At 65.3% G+C, this 14,453-nt stretch carries 13 protein-coding genes; 1 reads left to right on the top strand and 12 read right to left on the bottom strand.

Features of this window, described 5'->3' with window-relative positions; genetic code table 11:
- The first annotated feature begins 87 nt into the window (after nucleotides 1–87).
- On the top strand, nucleotides 88–1,170 hold the full coding sequence (locus EV665_RS14015) for a TraB/GumN family protein (protein ID WP_133034549.1): 1,083 nt from the start codon (nucleotides 88–90) through the stop codon (nucleotides 1,168–1,170).
- A gap of 3 nt (nucleotides 1,171–1,173) precedes the next feature.
- On the opposite strand, the gene EV665_RS14010 is transcribed toward EV665_RS14015, so the two are convergent.
- From EV665_RS14010 to zapE, 12 genes are all read right to left on the bottom strand, one after another.
- Nucleotides 1,174–1,671: a DUF2867 domain-containing protein gene (locus EV665_RS14010; protein WP_133034548.1), complete on the bottom strand. Its 498-nt coding sequence runs from the start codon at nucleotides 1,669–1,671 to the stop codon at nucleotides 1,174–1,176.
- Between the two features lie 83 nt (nucleotides 1,672–1,754).
- A complete protein-coding gene (lpdA, locus tag EV665_RS14005) occupies nucleotides 1,755–3,161 on the bottom strand; it encodes a dihydrolipoyl dehydrogenase (protein WP_133034547.1) in 1,407 nt (468 codons plus the stop codon).
- Nucleotides 3,162–3,185: 24 nt separating this feature from the next.
- Entirely contained in the window at nucleotides 3,186–3,938 is a 753-nt protein-coding gene (locus tag EV665_RS14000) for an SDR family oxidoreductase (RefSeq protein WP_064331737.1), read from the bottom strand.
- Nucleotides 3,935–4,423 (bottom strand): hypothetical protein, encoded by a 489-nt coding sequence (locus tag EV665_RS13995; protein ID WP_133034546.1) that lies wholly within the window; start codon nucleotides 4,421–4,423, stop codon nucleotides 3,935–3,937. Before EV665_RS13995 ends, EV665_RS14000 begins: the two co-directional genes overlap by 4 nt.
- Nucleotides 4,424–4,426: 3 nt before the next feature.
- Nucleotides 4,427–5,071 carry a LysE family translocator gene (locus tag EV665_RS13990; protein WP_133034545.1) on the bottom strand — a complete coding sequence of 215 codons (645 nt, stop codon included), beginning with the start codon at nucleotides 5,069–5,071 and terminating at the stop codon, nucleotides 4,427–4,429.
- A 13-nt stretch (nucleotides 5,072–5,084) separates the two neighbouring features.
- Nucleotides 5,085–5,498, bottom strand: a complete 414-nt coding sequence (locus EV665_RS13985) for an MAPEG family protein (protein ID WP_064331740.1) — start codon at nucleotides 5,496–5,498, stop codon at nucleotides 5,085–5,087.
- Between the two features lie 12 nt (nucleotides 5,499–5,510).
- A complete protein-coding gene (odhB, locus tag EV665_RS13980; RefSeq protein WP_133034544.1) occupies nucleotides 5,511–6,749 on the bottom strand; it encodes a 2-oxoglutarate dehydrogenase complex dihydrolipoyllysine-residue succinyltransferase in 1,239 nt (412 codons plus the stop codon).
- A 51-nt stretch (nucleotides 6,750–6,800) separates the two neighbouring features.
- The gene (locus EV665_RS13975; protein ID WP_064331742.1) at nucleotides 6,801–9,797 is read right to left on the bottom strand and encodes a 2-oxoglutarate dehydrogenase E1 component; all 2,997 of its coding nucleotides are present in this window, start codon (nucleotides 9,795–9,797) and stop codon (nucleotides 6,801–6,803) included.
- 137 nt (nucleotides 9,798–9,934) lie between these two features.
- Nucleotides 9,935–10,837 carry a succinate--CoA ligase subunit alpha gene (gene sucD / locus EV665_RS13970; protein ID WP_133034543.1) on the bottom strand — a complete coding sequence of 301 codons (903 nt, stop codon included), beginning with the start codon at nucleotides 10,835–10,837 and terminating at the stop codon, nucleotides 9,935–9,937.
- Between the two features lie 17 nt (nucleotides 10,838–10,854).
- Entirely contained in the window at nucleotides 10,855–12,048 is a 1,194-nt protein-coding gene (sucC, locus tag EV665_RS13965; protein ID WP_064331744.1) for an ADP-forming succinate--CoA ligase subunit beta, read from the bottom strand.
- Nucleotides 12,049–12,115: 67 nt separating this feature from the next.
- A complete protein-coding gene (gene mdh, locus EV665_RS13960; protein ID WP_064331745.1) occupies nucleotides 12,116–13,078 on the bottom strand; it encodes a malate dehydrogenase in 963 nt (320 codons plus the stop codon).
- 166 nt (nucleotides 13,079–13,244) lie between these two features.
- Nucleotides 13,245–14,438 (bottom strand): cell division protein ZapE, encoded by a 1,194-nt coding sequence (gene zapE / locus EV665_RS13955; RefSeq protein WP_133034542.1) that lies wholly within the window; start codon nucleotides 14,436–14,438, stop codon nucleotides 13,245–13,247.
- Nucleotides 14,439–14,453: the final 15 nt, after the last annotated feature.

Raw genomic sequence — 14,453 nt, 5'->3', positions numbered from 1 at the left:
CGTAAAATCAAGGCCCTGAAGCGCAGGGGACGAATCCAGAGGATCGCGACGCGTTTCAGGGCCGCCGAAAAAACAGGGAGTTCGACCATGACAGTCCTTCTTCGCAGACAGCGCCAAGCACTTGCCGACCGGCTGGCCGATGCCGGCCTCTGGGGGCTGGCTGCCGTCCATGTGCTGGTCGCCCTCTCCTTCCTCTTCGTGCTTGCTGGCCTCTCGCCGGCCCGCGCGGAGGAGCCGCCGGTCTGCGGCGGCGTCAATCTGCTCGAAAAATTCGAAAAGGACGATCCGGCCGGCTATGCCAAACTGCGGGCCGAGGCCGATGGCATGCCGAACGGCAAGGGCATCTTCTGGAAGATCGAGAAGGACGGCCAGCCCGCCTCCTGGCTGCTCGGCACCATGCATGTGACGGACCCGCGCGTGCTCGCCATGCCGGAGGCGGCACGTACCGCCTTTGCCGCGGCCGCCACGATCGTGGTCGAATCGGACGAGATCGCCGACGAGAAGAAGGCCGGCGCGGCGATGCTCGCCCGCCCCGACCTCACCATGTTCACCGATGGCAGGTCCATCACCGACTTCCTCGACAAGGAGGGCGCGGAGAAACTGGCGGAAGGCCTGAAGAGCCGCGGGCTCTCGCTCGCGGCGGTCGGCCGCATGAAACCGTGGATGATCGCGAGCTTCGTGGCGCTGCCGGCCTGCGAGATCGCCCGCAAGACGGCCGGCGCCGCCTTCCTCGACCAGCGCCTCGCCAAGGATGCGCTTGCCGAGGGCAAGACGCTGAAGGGTCTCGAAACGCTCGTCGAGCAGATTTCCGCCCTCGATTCCCTGCCGCTCGAACCGCAGGTCCAGGGCCTTGTCCAGACGCTGGAACTCGGCGACACGCTGAAGGACGTCATCGAGACGATGAGCCAGCTCTACCTTTCCGGCGATACCGGCATGATCATGCCGATGATGCGCGCCGCCGCGCCCGAGACGGACGCGGACATTCAGGCCTATGCCGATTTCGAGCAGCGCATCATCATCGACCGCAACCACACGATGGCGGAGCGCGCCGCGCCAATCCTCGCCGGCGGCAACGTCTTCATCGCCGTTGGCGCATTGCATCTTGCCGGCCCGGAAGGGGTGGTGGAGCTGCTGCGCAAGCAGGGTTTCAGCGTGACCGTTGTCCCCTGAGCCTCATGGCTCTTGTGTGCGTGAGATCCTGCGGCCGATGCCGGCCAGCATGGTGCGCACGATCAGCTTGTGGAACGGCATGACGGCTGCGAGATAGAGCCGGCCGAGCAGGTTGTTGCGGTGGACGAGCGTCATCACGCTGAGCGTCTGGCCGCTCGGCCGGTCCTGCCGGACATCGATGACGATGCGGAAATTGAGATGCCTGTCGTCGAAGCCGAGCACCACCCGGTCGTCGCTCGCGCTGACCACCGGAAAGCCGCCGATCTCCGTCTCCGACGGCGCGACCTTCTCAGCCGCCCCCTTCAGGCCGAAAGGCCGGACGAGCGCATTGCGCAGCGCCATGAGCCGGCGCACCCAGGCCGGCGGGTGTTCGAGCGCCAGCCGCGCCGCCTCCCGCGCTGTGAGGTTCTCGACGGGCAGGCCCAGCGTGAAGCGATCCGCCCAGTCGGCGGCAGGCAGAAGCGGATGTGGAAGCGAGACGGGTCTCGAAACGGGGGACATGAAGGCCATCCTTTGAGGCCTCCATGGTGCGCCTCTTCACCGGGCGAAGACAGGCGGCCGGTTGTCGCAGCCGCCTGACCGGATCACATGTGGATCGGCTTGAAGAAGGTCGCGAGCGCGGCTTCCTTGACGGCTTCCGACATGGTCGGGTGCGCGTGGCAGGTGCGGCCGAGGTCTTCGGAGGAGCCGCCGAATTCCATCAGCACGGCCGCCTCGTGGATCATCTCGCCGGCGCCGAAGCCGACGATGTGCACGCCGAGCACGCGGTCCGTCTCCTTGTCCGCCAGCACCTTGACGAAGCCGTCCGTCGCCAGCATGGCGCGGGCGCGGCCGTTCGCGGTGAAGGGGAACTTGCCGGCCTTGTAGGCGATGCCCGCGGCCTTCAGCTCCTCTTCCGTCTTGCCGACGGAGGCGACTTCCGGCTGGGTGTAGACGACGCTCGGAATGACGTCATAGTTCACGTGGCCGGCCTGGCCCGCGAGGATCTCGGCGAGGGCGACACCCTCGTCTTCCGCCTTGTGGGCGAGCATCGGGCCGCGCACCACGTCGCCGATGGCATAGATGCCGGCGACGTTGGTCTGGAAGTGGTTGTCGATCTCGACACGGCCGCGATTGTCCAGCGCGACGCCGGCTTCCTTGAGACCGAGGCCTTCGGTATAGGGCTTGCGGCCGGTGGCGATCAGCACGACGTCGGCTTCGATCGTGGCGGCCTCGCCGCCCTTGACCGGCTCGAAGGTCACCTTCGCGCCGGACCCCGCCTTCTCGACGCCCGTCACCTTCGCGCCGAGCTTGAACTCCATGCCCTGCTTGACCAGCATGCGCTGGAACTGCTTGGAGACGTCGCCGTCCATGCCGCCGAGGATGGTGTCGAGATATTCGACCACGGTGACCTTGGCGCCGAGGCGGGCCCAGACGGAGCCGAGCTCAAGCCCGATGACGCCGCCGCCGACGACGATGAGGTGGCCCGGCACCTTGTCGAGCGCGATGCCGCCGGTGGAGGAGACGATGACCTTTTCGTCGATCTCGACCGGGACGCCCGGAATGCTGGCGACGTCGGAGCCCGTGGCGATGACGATGTTCTTCGTCTCGAGGACCTGTTCCTCGCCCTTGTCGTTGGTGACGGAGACCTTGCCCGCGCCGAGCACCTTGCCGGTGCCCTGGATGCCGTCGATCTTGTTCTTCTTGAAGAGGAAGGCGACGCCGTCGACATTCGACTTCACCGTCGCATCCTTGTGCGCCATCATCTTGGCGAGGTTCAGCACCGGCGTGACGCCCTCGATGCCGAGCGCGTCCAGGCCGTGGGCGGCGTGGCTGTAGGTCTCGGAGGCATGCAGCAGCGCCTTGGAAGGGATGCAGCCGACATTGAGGCAGGTGCCGCCATAGGTGGCGCGCTTTTCGACGACCGCGACCTTGAGGCCGAGCTGGGCCGCCTTGATGGCGCAGACATAGCCGCCGGGGCCGGAACCGATAACGATGAGATCATATGCCATGACAAGTCCTTCCTGCGCGGGGGCCTAGCGCCCGCCGCTGACGTTGAGGGCGGCACCCGTCACATAGGACGCCGCATCGGAGAGAAGATAGAGAATGGAATGGGCGACTTCATCGGCCGTTCCCGGCCGCTGCATCGGGATGAGCGACGCCATGTCGCGCGCCCGGTCCGGCAGGCCGCCGGAGGCGTGGATGTCGGTATCGATGATGCCGGGGCGCACGAGATTGACGCGCACGCCCTCCGCGGCGACCTCGCGCGCGAGGCCGACGGTGAAACTCTCGATGGCGCCCTTGCTGGCGGCATAGTCGACATATTGCCCGGCCGCGCCGAGGAGAGCCGCAACGGAGGAGATGTTGACGATCGAGCCGCCCTTGCCGCCGTGACGGGTCGACATGCGGCGGACGGCCTCCTGGGCGCAGCGGATCGAACCCATCACGTTGACGGCGAACATGCGCTCCAGCCGCTCGGCGGACATCTCGTCGACGCGCTGCGGCAGCGCGACGATGCCGGCATTGTTGACGAGCCCGTCGAGCCGGCCGAACGTGCCGTCGATGGCGGAGAAGATGGAGGCGAGGCCGAGTTCCGTCCCGACATCGCCCGCAACCGGGATCGCCGAGCCGCCGAGCGCCCTGATGTCGGCGACCACGGTCTCGGCCGCGTCGCGATTGGTGGCATAGTTCACCGCGACCTGCCAGCCGGCGGCGCCCGCCATGCGGCACACGCTGGCGCCGATGCCCCGGCTGCCGCCGGTGACGAGGAGAACGGGAGCTTCCGTCATGTCGCACATCCCTTCCGCCTGAAGACATCCCATGGCGCGACGCGCGCCTTGCCGTCGTCCCAAAGCTTCGAATAGCGCACCGACGGCCCGAAGCCGGACAGGAGCAGGGTCTCGGCCGCCGCCGCACCCTCCTCCGGCAGGAGGCCGGCATCGCCGGCGCCGTCGAGCGCGTAGATCACGCCTTCCCAGATGGTGCAGGCGGCGATCTCCTCGCCGGTCACGTCGCCTTCCGGACAATCGTGCATGACCATGCCGTTGGAGCGGGTCGGCTCGCCCGGCATGACGACGCCGTCGAGCACCACGCCGCTCGCCAGGACCTTCAGCTTGAAATGATGGCTCGTCGCTGCCGCGTCGGAACCGACAGGCTCGAAGGTGAGCTCATAGCCCCCGTCGCGATCCGCATAGAGCGCGCGGTCCTGCCGGCACTCCGCCGCGGAGGCGGCGGTTGCAACAAGGAAACCGGCAAGGACGAGGGCGCCGCGCATCGCTCAATGGGCCTTTTCCGTGGCGAGCTTGATGCCGAGTGCGATGAAGACGAGGCCGCTCGCCCGGTCGATCCACTGGCTCATGCGCGCGAAGGCCGCACGCATCTTCGGCGTCGTCATGAAGAGCGAGACGCCGACGAACCAGGCGATGAGGCAGGTGGCCATGACGAGGCCGTAGCCGAACTTGATGGCGATCGGCGTATGGGCGCTGACCACGGTCGAAAAGATCGACAGGAAGAAGAAGACCGGCTTGGGGTTCAGCGCATTGGCGAGGAAACCGAGGCCGAAGGCGCGGACGGCCGATTGTCCGCCCTTGCCATCCTCGCCGCCCTTCACCGCCTCGACGGAAAGGTCGGCCTTGCCGGCCCTGAGCGCCTTGATGCCGATATAGACGAGGTAAGCGACGCCGCACCATTTCACGATGTTGAAGAGGTAGATCGACTGGGAAATGATGATGCCGAGGCCGAGGATCGTATAGGTGACGTGGAACATCAGCGACGTGCCGATGCCGAAGGACGTGACGATCGCCGCGCGCCGCCCATGCACGATCGACTGGCGCATCACCATGGCGAGATCCGCGCCGGGCGAGACGATGGCGAAGGCGAAGATCGCCATCAGCGAGGCGAGTTCGAGGAGATAGTTGCTCATGGATGCCTGCCTCCTAGAGGATGATCACGCCCGCCATGACCGCGAGTCCCGCCAAAGCAACGGTCCAGACGAGCGAGCGGATATAGGGTATGCCTGCCAGATAGAGCGGAAGATAGACGAGCCGGGCGACGAACCACAACCATGCGCCGGCAAGCCCCCAGCCCGCCGGATCGCCCGCGATGGCGAGCGCCAGGGCGAGCGCGACGAAGGCCGGATAGGTCTCCCGGAAATTCGCCGACGCACGCGCGGCGCGTCCGGCGATGAGGCCGGCCGGCTGCCGCGGCTCATCGCGCGGGCCGGCGTTCCAGGCAGAGCCGAGCTCCCGTGTCGAGAGCATGCCCTGGAGCAGGATATGGAAGACGAGCAGCGCCACGCTCAATGCCAGAAGCACGAGCATGGGCGAAGACGCTGACGCTGCCGCCTCCATGGGGTTCTCCGCTCAGAGATCGAGAACGAGGCGTTCCGGATCTTCCAGGCTGTCCTTGACGCGCACGAGGAAGGTCACGGCTTCCTTGCCATCGACGATGCGGTGGTCGTAGGAGAGGGCGAGATACATCATCGGGCGGATGACGATCTGGCCACCGACGACGACCGGACGATCCTGGATCTTGTGCATGCCGAGGATGCCGGACTGCGGGGCATTGAGGATCGGCGAGGACATCAGCGAGCCGTAGACGCCGCCGTTCGAGATGGTGAAGGTGCCGCCCTGCATGTCGGCCATGGAGAGCGCGCCGTCACGGGCGGCCTTGCCGAGGCGGCCGATTTCCTTCTCGATCTCGGCGATCGACATCTGGTCCGCATCGCGCACGACCGGGACGACGAGGCCCTTGTCCGTGCCGACGGCAACGCCGACATGGCAGTAGTTCTTGTAGATGATGTCGGTGCCGTCGATCTCGGCGTTGACGGCCGGCAGTTCCTTCAGCGCGTGGGTCACCGCCTTGGTGAAGAAGCCCATGAAGCCGAGCTTGACGCCGTGCTTCTTCTCGAAGAGCTCCTTGTAGCGGTTGCGCAGGTCCATGACGGCCGACATGTCCACCTCGTTGTAGGTGGTCAGCATGGCGGCGGTGTTCTGGGCGTCCTTGAGGCGCTTTGCGATCGTCTGGCGCAGGCGCGTCATCTTCACGCGCTCTTCGCGCGGCGCATCCGCCTCGGAGGACGGGGCGCGGGCGGCGACCTTGACCGGCTCGGCGGCAGCGGCGGTGGAGGCCGTGATGCCCTTGGCGACGGCAGCGATGACGTCACCCTTCAGCACCTGGCCGCGCTTGCCGGAGCCGTCGACCTGATCGGCCGAAAGGTTGTTTTCGGCGAGCATCTTGGCAGCAGCCGGAGCGGCCGGCATGGCGGAGGCGCCGGCAGCAGGCTTGGCCTCGGCGGCGGGTGCTGCAACAGCGGCCTTCTCGACCTTTTCGGCAGCGGCCGGCGCCGCAGCGCCGGCGGAAGCGCCTTCGGCGATCTGGCCGAGCAGGCCGCCCGGGGCAACGGTCTCGCCGGCGGCGGCGGTGATTTCCGACAGGACGCCGGCAGCCGGCGCGGGCACTTCGATCGTTACCTTGTCGGTTTCGAGCTCACAGAGCGGCTCGTCGGCCTTGATGACGTCGCCGACCTTCTTGAACCAGGTGCCGACGGTCGCTTCGCTGACGGATTCGCCCAGAGTCGGGACGCGGATTTCGGTAGCCATGAGTGTGTTCCGTTCGTGATTCTTATCGTGGTTACTGGGAAGCCGGGCGGATCAACCGCCCAGCGCGTCCTCGAGGAAGGCGGCGAGCTGCGCCATGTGCTTCGACATCAAGCCCGTCGCCGGCGAGGCAGCGGCCGGACGGCCGGTGTAGCGCACGCGCTGGTACTTGGCGTCGATATGGGCGAGCACCCATTCGAGATAGGGGTCGATGAACGCCCAGCCACCCATGTTCTTGGGCTCTTCCTGGCACCAGACCATCTCGGCATTGCGGAAGCGCGACAGTTCGTTGATCAGCGCCTTGGCCGGGAACGGATAGAGCTGTTCGAGACGCAGCAGGTAGACATCGTCGATGCCGCGCTTTTCACGCTCTTCCAGAAGGTCGTAATAGACCTTGCCCGAGCACATCACGACGCGGCGGATCTTGGCGTCCTTCTGCAGCTTGATCGGGCCGTCCTTGATGACCTCGGCATCGTCCCAGAGCAGGCGGTGGAACGAGCTTTCGCCCGCCATTTCCGACAGCGAGGAGACGGCGCGCTTGTGGCGCAGCAGGGACTTCGGCGTCATCATGATCAGCGGCTTGCGGAAGTCGCGCTTCACCTGGCGGCGCAGGATGTGGAAATAGTTCGCCGGCGTCGTGACATTGGCGACCTGCATGTTGTCCTCGGCGCACATCTGCAGCCAGCGTTCGAGGCGGGCGGAGGAGTGTTCCGGACCCTGGCCCTCATAGCCGTGCGGCAAGAGGCAGACGAGGCCGGACATGCGCAGCCACTTGCGTTCGCCCGACGAGATGAACTGGTCGAAGACGACCTGCGCACCGTTGGCGAAGTCGCCGAACTGGGCTTCCCAGAGGGTCAGCGCGTTCGGACGGGCGAGCGAATAGCCGTATTCGAAACCGAGCACCGCTTCTTCCGAGAGCATCGAGTTGATGACCTCGTAGCGCGCCTGGGTCGGCGAGAGGTTGGCGAGCGGGATGTAGCGGTCCTCGGTCTCCTGGTCGTAGAGCACCGAGTGGCGCTGCGAGAAGGTGCCGCGTTCGCAATCCTGGCCGGACAGGCGGATCTTCGTGCCCTCGACGCAGAGCGTGCCGAAGGCGAGCGCTTCCGCCATCGCCCAGTCGATGCCCTCGCCCGTCTCGACCATCTGCAAGCGGTTGTCCATGAACCGCTGGATGGTCTTGTGCGCCTTGAAGCCTTCCGGGATCGTCGCGATCTTGCGGCCGATCTCCTTGAGCTGCTTCATCGGCACGGAGGTCTTGCCGCGACGCTGTTCGTCCTGGTTGTCGGCCGAGCGCAGGCCCGACCAGGCGCCGTCCAGCCAGTCGGCCTTGTTCGGCTTGTAGGACTGGCCGGCCTCGAATTCCTGTTCGAGATTGGCGCGCCAGTCGGCCTTCATCTTCTCGAACTCGCCCTCGCTGATCACGCCCTCGCCGATGAGGCGCGAACCATAGAGGTTGACCACGGTCTTGTGCGCGCGGATCGCCTTGTACATCTTCGGCTGGGTGAACGCCGGCTCGTCGCCTTCGTTGTGGCCGAAGCGGCGATAGCAGAAGATATCCAGCACGACCGGCTTGTGGAACTTCATGCGGAATTCGGTCGCGACCTTGGCGGCATAGGTCACCGCTTCCGGATCGTCGCCGTTCACATGGAAGATCGGCGCCTCGATCATCTTCGCCACATCCGACGGATAGGGCGAGGAGCGCGAGAAGGCCGGGTTCGTGGTGAAACCGATCTGGTTGTTGATGATGACATGCACCGTGCCGGCGACGCGGTGGCCGCGCAGGCCCGACAGGCCGAGGATTTCGGCAACGACGCCCTGGCCCGCGAAGGCCGCATCGCCATGCAGCAGCAGCGGCATGACCTTGACGCGCTCGCGCAGCGGAATGATGTCGCCCTCGAAGACGGTCGCCATCTGGTCCTGCTTGGCGCGGGCCTTGCCCATGACGACCGGGTTGACGATTTCAAGGTGCGAGGGGTTGGCGGTCAGCGACAGGTGCACCTTGTTGCCGTCGAACTCGCGGTCCGAGGAGGCGCCGAGGTGGTACTTCACGTCGCCCGAGCCTTCCACGTCGTCCGGCGCATAGGAGCCGCCCTTGAACTCGTGGAAGACGGCGCGATGGGGCTTGGCCATCACGTTGGTGAGCACGTTGAGGCGGCCACGATGGGCCATGCCGAGCACGATTTCCTTGAGGCCGAGCTGGCCGCCGCGCTTGATGATCTGCTCCAGCGCCGGGATGAGGGACTCGCCACCATCGAGACCGAAGCGCTTGGTGCCCTTGTACTTGACGTCGATGAACTGCTCGAAGCCTTCCGCCTCGATCAGCTTCTGCAGGATCGCCTTCTTGCCCTCGGGCGTGAAGTCGACGCCCTTGTCCGGGCCCTCGATGCGCTCCTGGATCCAGCCCTTCTCTTCCGGGTTGGAGATGTGCATGAACTCGACGCCGATCGTCGAGCAATAGGTGCGCTCCAGGATCTCGACCATTTCGCGCACGCTCGCATATTCGAGGCCGAGCACGTTGTCGATGAAGATCTTGCGGTCGAGATCCTTCTCCTCGAAACCGTAGTTCGAGGGCGAAAGCTCGTTATAGTCCTCCACGGGGACAGCAAGGCCGAGCGGATCGAGCTTGGCGTGCAGGTGGCCGCGCGCGCGGTAGGCGCGGATCATCATGATGGCGCGCACGGAATCGCGCGTCGCCTGGTTGACGTCGGCCTGGTTGACGGGCGTGCCGGTCTGGGCCGCAACGGCCTCGGCCTTTGCCTGCACCTTCTTTTCCAGGACCTTCTCGACAATGCCCCAGTTGCCGTCGAGCGCCGAGACGAGCTCGCCATTGGCCGCGATGGGCCAGTTCGCGCGCTTCCAGGAGGCGCCCTTGGCGGCCTTCACGATGTCGGAGGGCTGGTCTTCGAGGGCCTTGAAGAAGGCCTGCCATTCCTCACCGAGCGAGGCGGGATCGGCCTCGTACTTCGCGTAGAGCTGCTCGATATAGGCTGCGTTCGCCCCGTCGAGGAAGGACGTGGCCAGGAATTGTTCGTTGGCGTCTTGCCGTGCCATGGTGTTTCGCGGGCGCCGCGCCCGCCTCCCGAACGATCGTGTTGACCGGGCCTCCCCGGCTTGCCGCCCGGCGCGCACCGCGCCGGGAAGAGACGGATCGGCCGGCATTTTCAGCCGGCCCACCCCGTTTTCGTTTCTCAGCCCTTGAGGACTTCGACCAGCGTCTTGCCGAGGCGCGCCGGCGAAGGCGAAACGCGGATGCCCGCCGCCTCCATCGCCGCGATCTTGGATTCCGCATCGCCCTTGCCGCCGGAGACGACGGCGCCGGCATGGCCCATGGTGCGGCCCTTCGGGGCCGTGCGGCCCGCGATGAAGCCGGCCATCGGCTTCTTGCGGCCCTTCTTGGCTTCGTCGATGAGGAACTGCGCCGCATCTTCCTCGGCCGAGCCGCCGATTTCGCCGATCATGATGATCGAGGTCGTGGCGTCGTCGGCCAGGAACATCTCCAGCACGTCGATGAACTCGGTGCCCTTGACCGGGTCGCCGCCGATGCCGACGGCCGTGGTCTGGCCGAGGCCCTCGTTGGAGGTCTGGAACACGGCTTCATAGGTCAGCGTGCCGGAGCGCGAGACGATGCCGACCGAGCCCTTGCGGAAGATCGAGCCCGGCATGATGCCGATCTTGCACTCTTCCGGCGTCAGGATGCCCGGGCAGTTCGGGCCGAGCAGGCGCGAATTGGAGCGGTCGAGGCGGGCCTTGACGCGCACCATGTCGGCAACCGGAATGCCCTCGGTGATGCAGGTGATGAAGGGGATCTCCGCTTCGATCGCCTCGATGATCGCATCCGCGGCGCCTGCCGGCGGCACGTAGATCACCGATGCGTCCGCGCCGGTCTTTTCCTTGCCTTCGGCAACCGAGGCGAAGATCGGCAGGCTTTCGCCCTTCGAGCCGGTCCAGGTTTCGCCGCCCTTCTTCGGGTGTATGCCGCCGACCATCTGCGTGCCGTAATAGGCGAGCGCCTGTTCGGTGTGGAAGGTGCCGGTCTTGCCGGTCAGGCCCTGAACGAGGACCTTGGTGTTCTTGTTGACGAGAATCGACATGAGGTCAGGTCCTTCAGTTAGCCGTTGATCGCGGCGACGATCTTCTTGGCGGCGTCGTCCAGATCGTCGGCGGCGGTGATCGCCAGGCCCGATTCGTTCAGGATCTTCTTGCCAAGCTCGACATTCGTACCTTCGAGGCGAACGACCAGCGGAACCTTGAGGCCGACTTCCTGCACGGCTGCGACCACGCCCTCGGCGATGACATCGCACTTCATGATGCCGCCGAAGATGTTGACGAGGATGCCCTCGACCTTCGGGTCGGCCGTGATGATCTTGAAGGCCGCCGCGACCTTCTCCTTGCCGGCGCCGCCGCCGACGTCGCAGAAGTTCGCCGGCTCCTTGCCGTAGAGCTTGATAATGTCCATCGTCGCCATGGCAAGGCCCGCGCCGTTGACCATGCAGCCGATATTGCCGTCGAGCGCCACATAGGCGAGGTCCCACTTGGAGGCCTCGATCTCCTTGGCGTCCTCTTCGGTCTCGTCGCGCAGCGCCTTGATGTCGTCATGACGGAACAGGGCGTTGCCGTCGAACGAGACCTTGGCGTCGAGCACGCGAACGCGGCCGTTCTTCATGACGATCAGCGGGTTGATCTCCAGGAGGCTCATGTCCTTCTCGACGAAGGCCTTGTAGAGGATCGGGAAGAGTTTTTCCGCGTCGGCCTTGGCTTCGCCTTCGAGCTTCAGCGCCGCGGTCAGCTTGGCAAGGTCGTCGGCGGTGACGCCGGCTTCCGGATTGATCGCGACGGTGAGGATCTTTTCCGGCGTGTCATGGGCGACAGCCTCGATGTCCATGCCGCCTTCCGTCGAAACGACGAAGGCGACCTGGCCGACGGAACGGTCGACGAGCAGCGAGAGATAAAGTTCACGGTCGATGTCGGCGCCGTCCTCGATATAAAGGCGGTTCACCTGCTTGCCGGCTTCGCCGGTCTGCGCGGTGACGAGCGTGTTGCCGAGCATTTCCCTGGCATGCGCCTTGGCTTCGTCGATCGAGAAGGCGAGGCGCACGCCGCCCTTGGCGTCGGGGCCGAGCTCCTTGAACTTGCCCTTTCCGCGGCCGCCGGCATGGATTTGGCTCTTGACCACGTAGAGCGGGCCGGGGAGCGACTTGGCGGCCGCTTCCGCCTCGTCGGCGGAGAAGATCGCGACGCCCTCGGCGACCGGAGCGCCATAGCTCTTCAAGAGAGCCTTGGCCTGATATTCATGAATGTTCATGGGATAAATCCTGTCTGAGCAATTCCAGCAGGGCCTGCTGGAATTGCGTGAAACAAAAGAGCCGGGATTACTTCAGCGCGGGCGCGATGTTGATGCAGGCTTCGCAAAGGCCGGCAACGGCAGCAACCGACTTGTCGAAGGCTTCCTGTTCGGCCTTGTTGAGATCGATCTCGACGATGCGCTCGACGCCGCCGGCGCCAATGATCGTGGGAACGCCGACATACATGTCCTTGACGCCGTACTGGCCCGAAAGGTGGGCAGCGACGGGCAGGACGCGCTTCTTGTCCTTGAGGTAGGACTCGGCCATCTCGATCGCCGAAGCGGCCGGGGCATAGTAGGCCGAGCCGGTCTTCAGCAGGCCGACGATCTCGGCGCCGCCGTCACGGGTGCGCTGGATGATTTCTTCGAGGCGCTCCTTGGTGACCCAGCCCATCTTGACGAGATCGGTCAGCGGAATGCCGGCGACGGTCGAGTAACGGGCGAGCGGCACCATCGTATCGCCATGGCCGCCGAGAACGAAGGCGGTGACGTCCTGCACGGAGACCTTGAATTCTTCGGAGAGGAAGAGGCGGAAGCGCGCCGAGTCCAGCACGCCGGCCATGCCGACGACCATGTTCTTCGGCAGGCCCGAGAACTTCTGCAGCGCCCAGACCATCGCGTCGAGCGGGTTGGTGATGCAGATGACGAAGGCGTTCGGGGCATATTTCTTGATGCCGGCGCCGACCTGTTCCATGACCTTGAGGTTGATGCCGAGCAGGTCGTCGCGGCTCATGCCGGGCTTGCGGGCAACGCCGGCGGTGACGATGCAGACATCGGCGCCTTCGATGGCGGCGTAGTCGCTGGCACCCGTCAGCGAGGCATTGAAGCCCTCGACCGGCGAGGACTGGGCAATGTCGAGGCCCTTGCCCTGCGGAATGCCGTCGGCAATGTCGAAGAGGACGATGTCGCCCAGTTCCTTCAGGCCGGCCAGATGCGCCAGCGTGCCACCGATCATTCCAGAACCAATAAGTGCGATCTTCTTGCGGGCCATGAAAGCTTCCTCTTGCTCCGATCAACAGGCCCCCAATGTCGCAATTGCGGGACCTTTCGGCGCAAGGGCTTACGCTTGTCAGGTTAAAAATTCAACACATACTTTTGGACTGAAGCTTTTCAATCGGTTAGATACAAAAATTCTTACGTAAACGTAAGAATTTCCGTCACGCTTTCGTCACATCCCCACTATAGCGGGCCTTGTGATCGGCGAGATATTCCGTGCTGCGGATCTCGAAAAGGCGCGAGACCGTGCGGTCGAACTCGAAACCTTCCGTGCCCTTGCGGGTCACGAGCAGGTTTTCCGGCGCCGCCGCGGCGGAGGCGAAGAGCCGGGCGCGGTGATCGTAGATCGTATCGACGAGATTGATGAAGCGCTTCGTCTCGTTGCGCTTCTCCGCCCCGAGGAAGGGAACGTGGTCGACGAAGAGCGTGTCGTAATGGGCAAGGATTTCCAGGTAATCGGCGGCGCCAAGCGGGCGCTCGCAGAGATCGGCGAAGGAAAACCGTGCGATACGGCCCACGGCCTGCGGCACCGGGATGCTGCGGCCCCGGAAGGAGATCGTCTCGGCCTTGGCCGCCCCGCCCGCCGTCTCGCGCCGCCAGGCCGCATCCATCGCCATGTCGGCCTCGACGCCGAGCGGATGGCGGAACACCGGCAGGCCGCTGTCCTTCTCCATGCGGTAGTCCGTCAGCGAATCCAGCGGCAGGATCTCGACATGTTTCTTCAGGAGATCGACGAAGGGCAGGAAAAGGCTGCGATTGAGGCCGTCCCTGTAGAGATTGTCCGGCTCGACATTCGAGGTCGCGACCAGAATGCAGCCGCGCTGGAAAAGCTCGCCGAAAAGCCGCGACAGGATCATCGCATCGGCGATGTCCGTCACCGAAAACTCGTCGAAGCAGAGCAGCCGCGCCTCCTCGACGAGGCTGGCGGCGACCGGCGGCACGGGATCGGCCTGCTTGGTCTCACCGGCCTTCAGCTTCTGGCGGTGCTTGTGGATGCGGTCGTGCACATCGGCCATGAATTCATGGAAATGCGCCCGCCGCTTGCGCTTCACCCGCGCCAGCTCGAAGAACATGTCCATCAGCATGGTCTTCCCGCGCCCGACCCCGCCATGGATGTAGAGGCCCCTGGGCGCGCTGACGGTTTCGGGTTTCCGCGAAGCGAAGAGCCAGCCGAGCGCGCTGGACTTGCGGGCCGGACGCTGGGCATGAAGATCGGCGAGCAGCCTGTCGAAACGCGCGGCCATGGCCTTCTGCGCCGGGTCCGGCTTCAGCTCGCCGCTCTGGACAAGGGCCTGCAGCCTATCCGAGACGCCATGGTCCGGATGTGTCGATCCACTGTCCCAGTCCTTGCCCATGGGCGGCTTTTATCC

This window comes from Shinella granuli (genome assembly GCF_004341885.1).
In the GTDB taxonomy this organism is placed as follows: Bacteria; Pseudomonadota; Alphaproteobacteria; order Rhizobiales; family Rhizobiaceae; genus Shinella; species Shinella granuli.
This window is presented reverse-complemented; position numbering and strand designations above follow the sequence as displayed.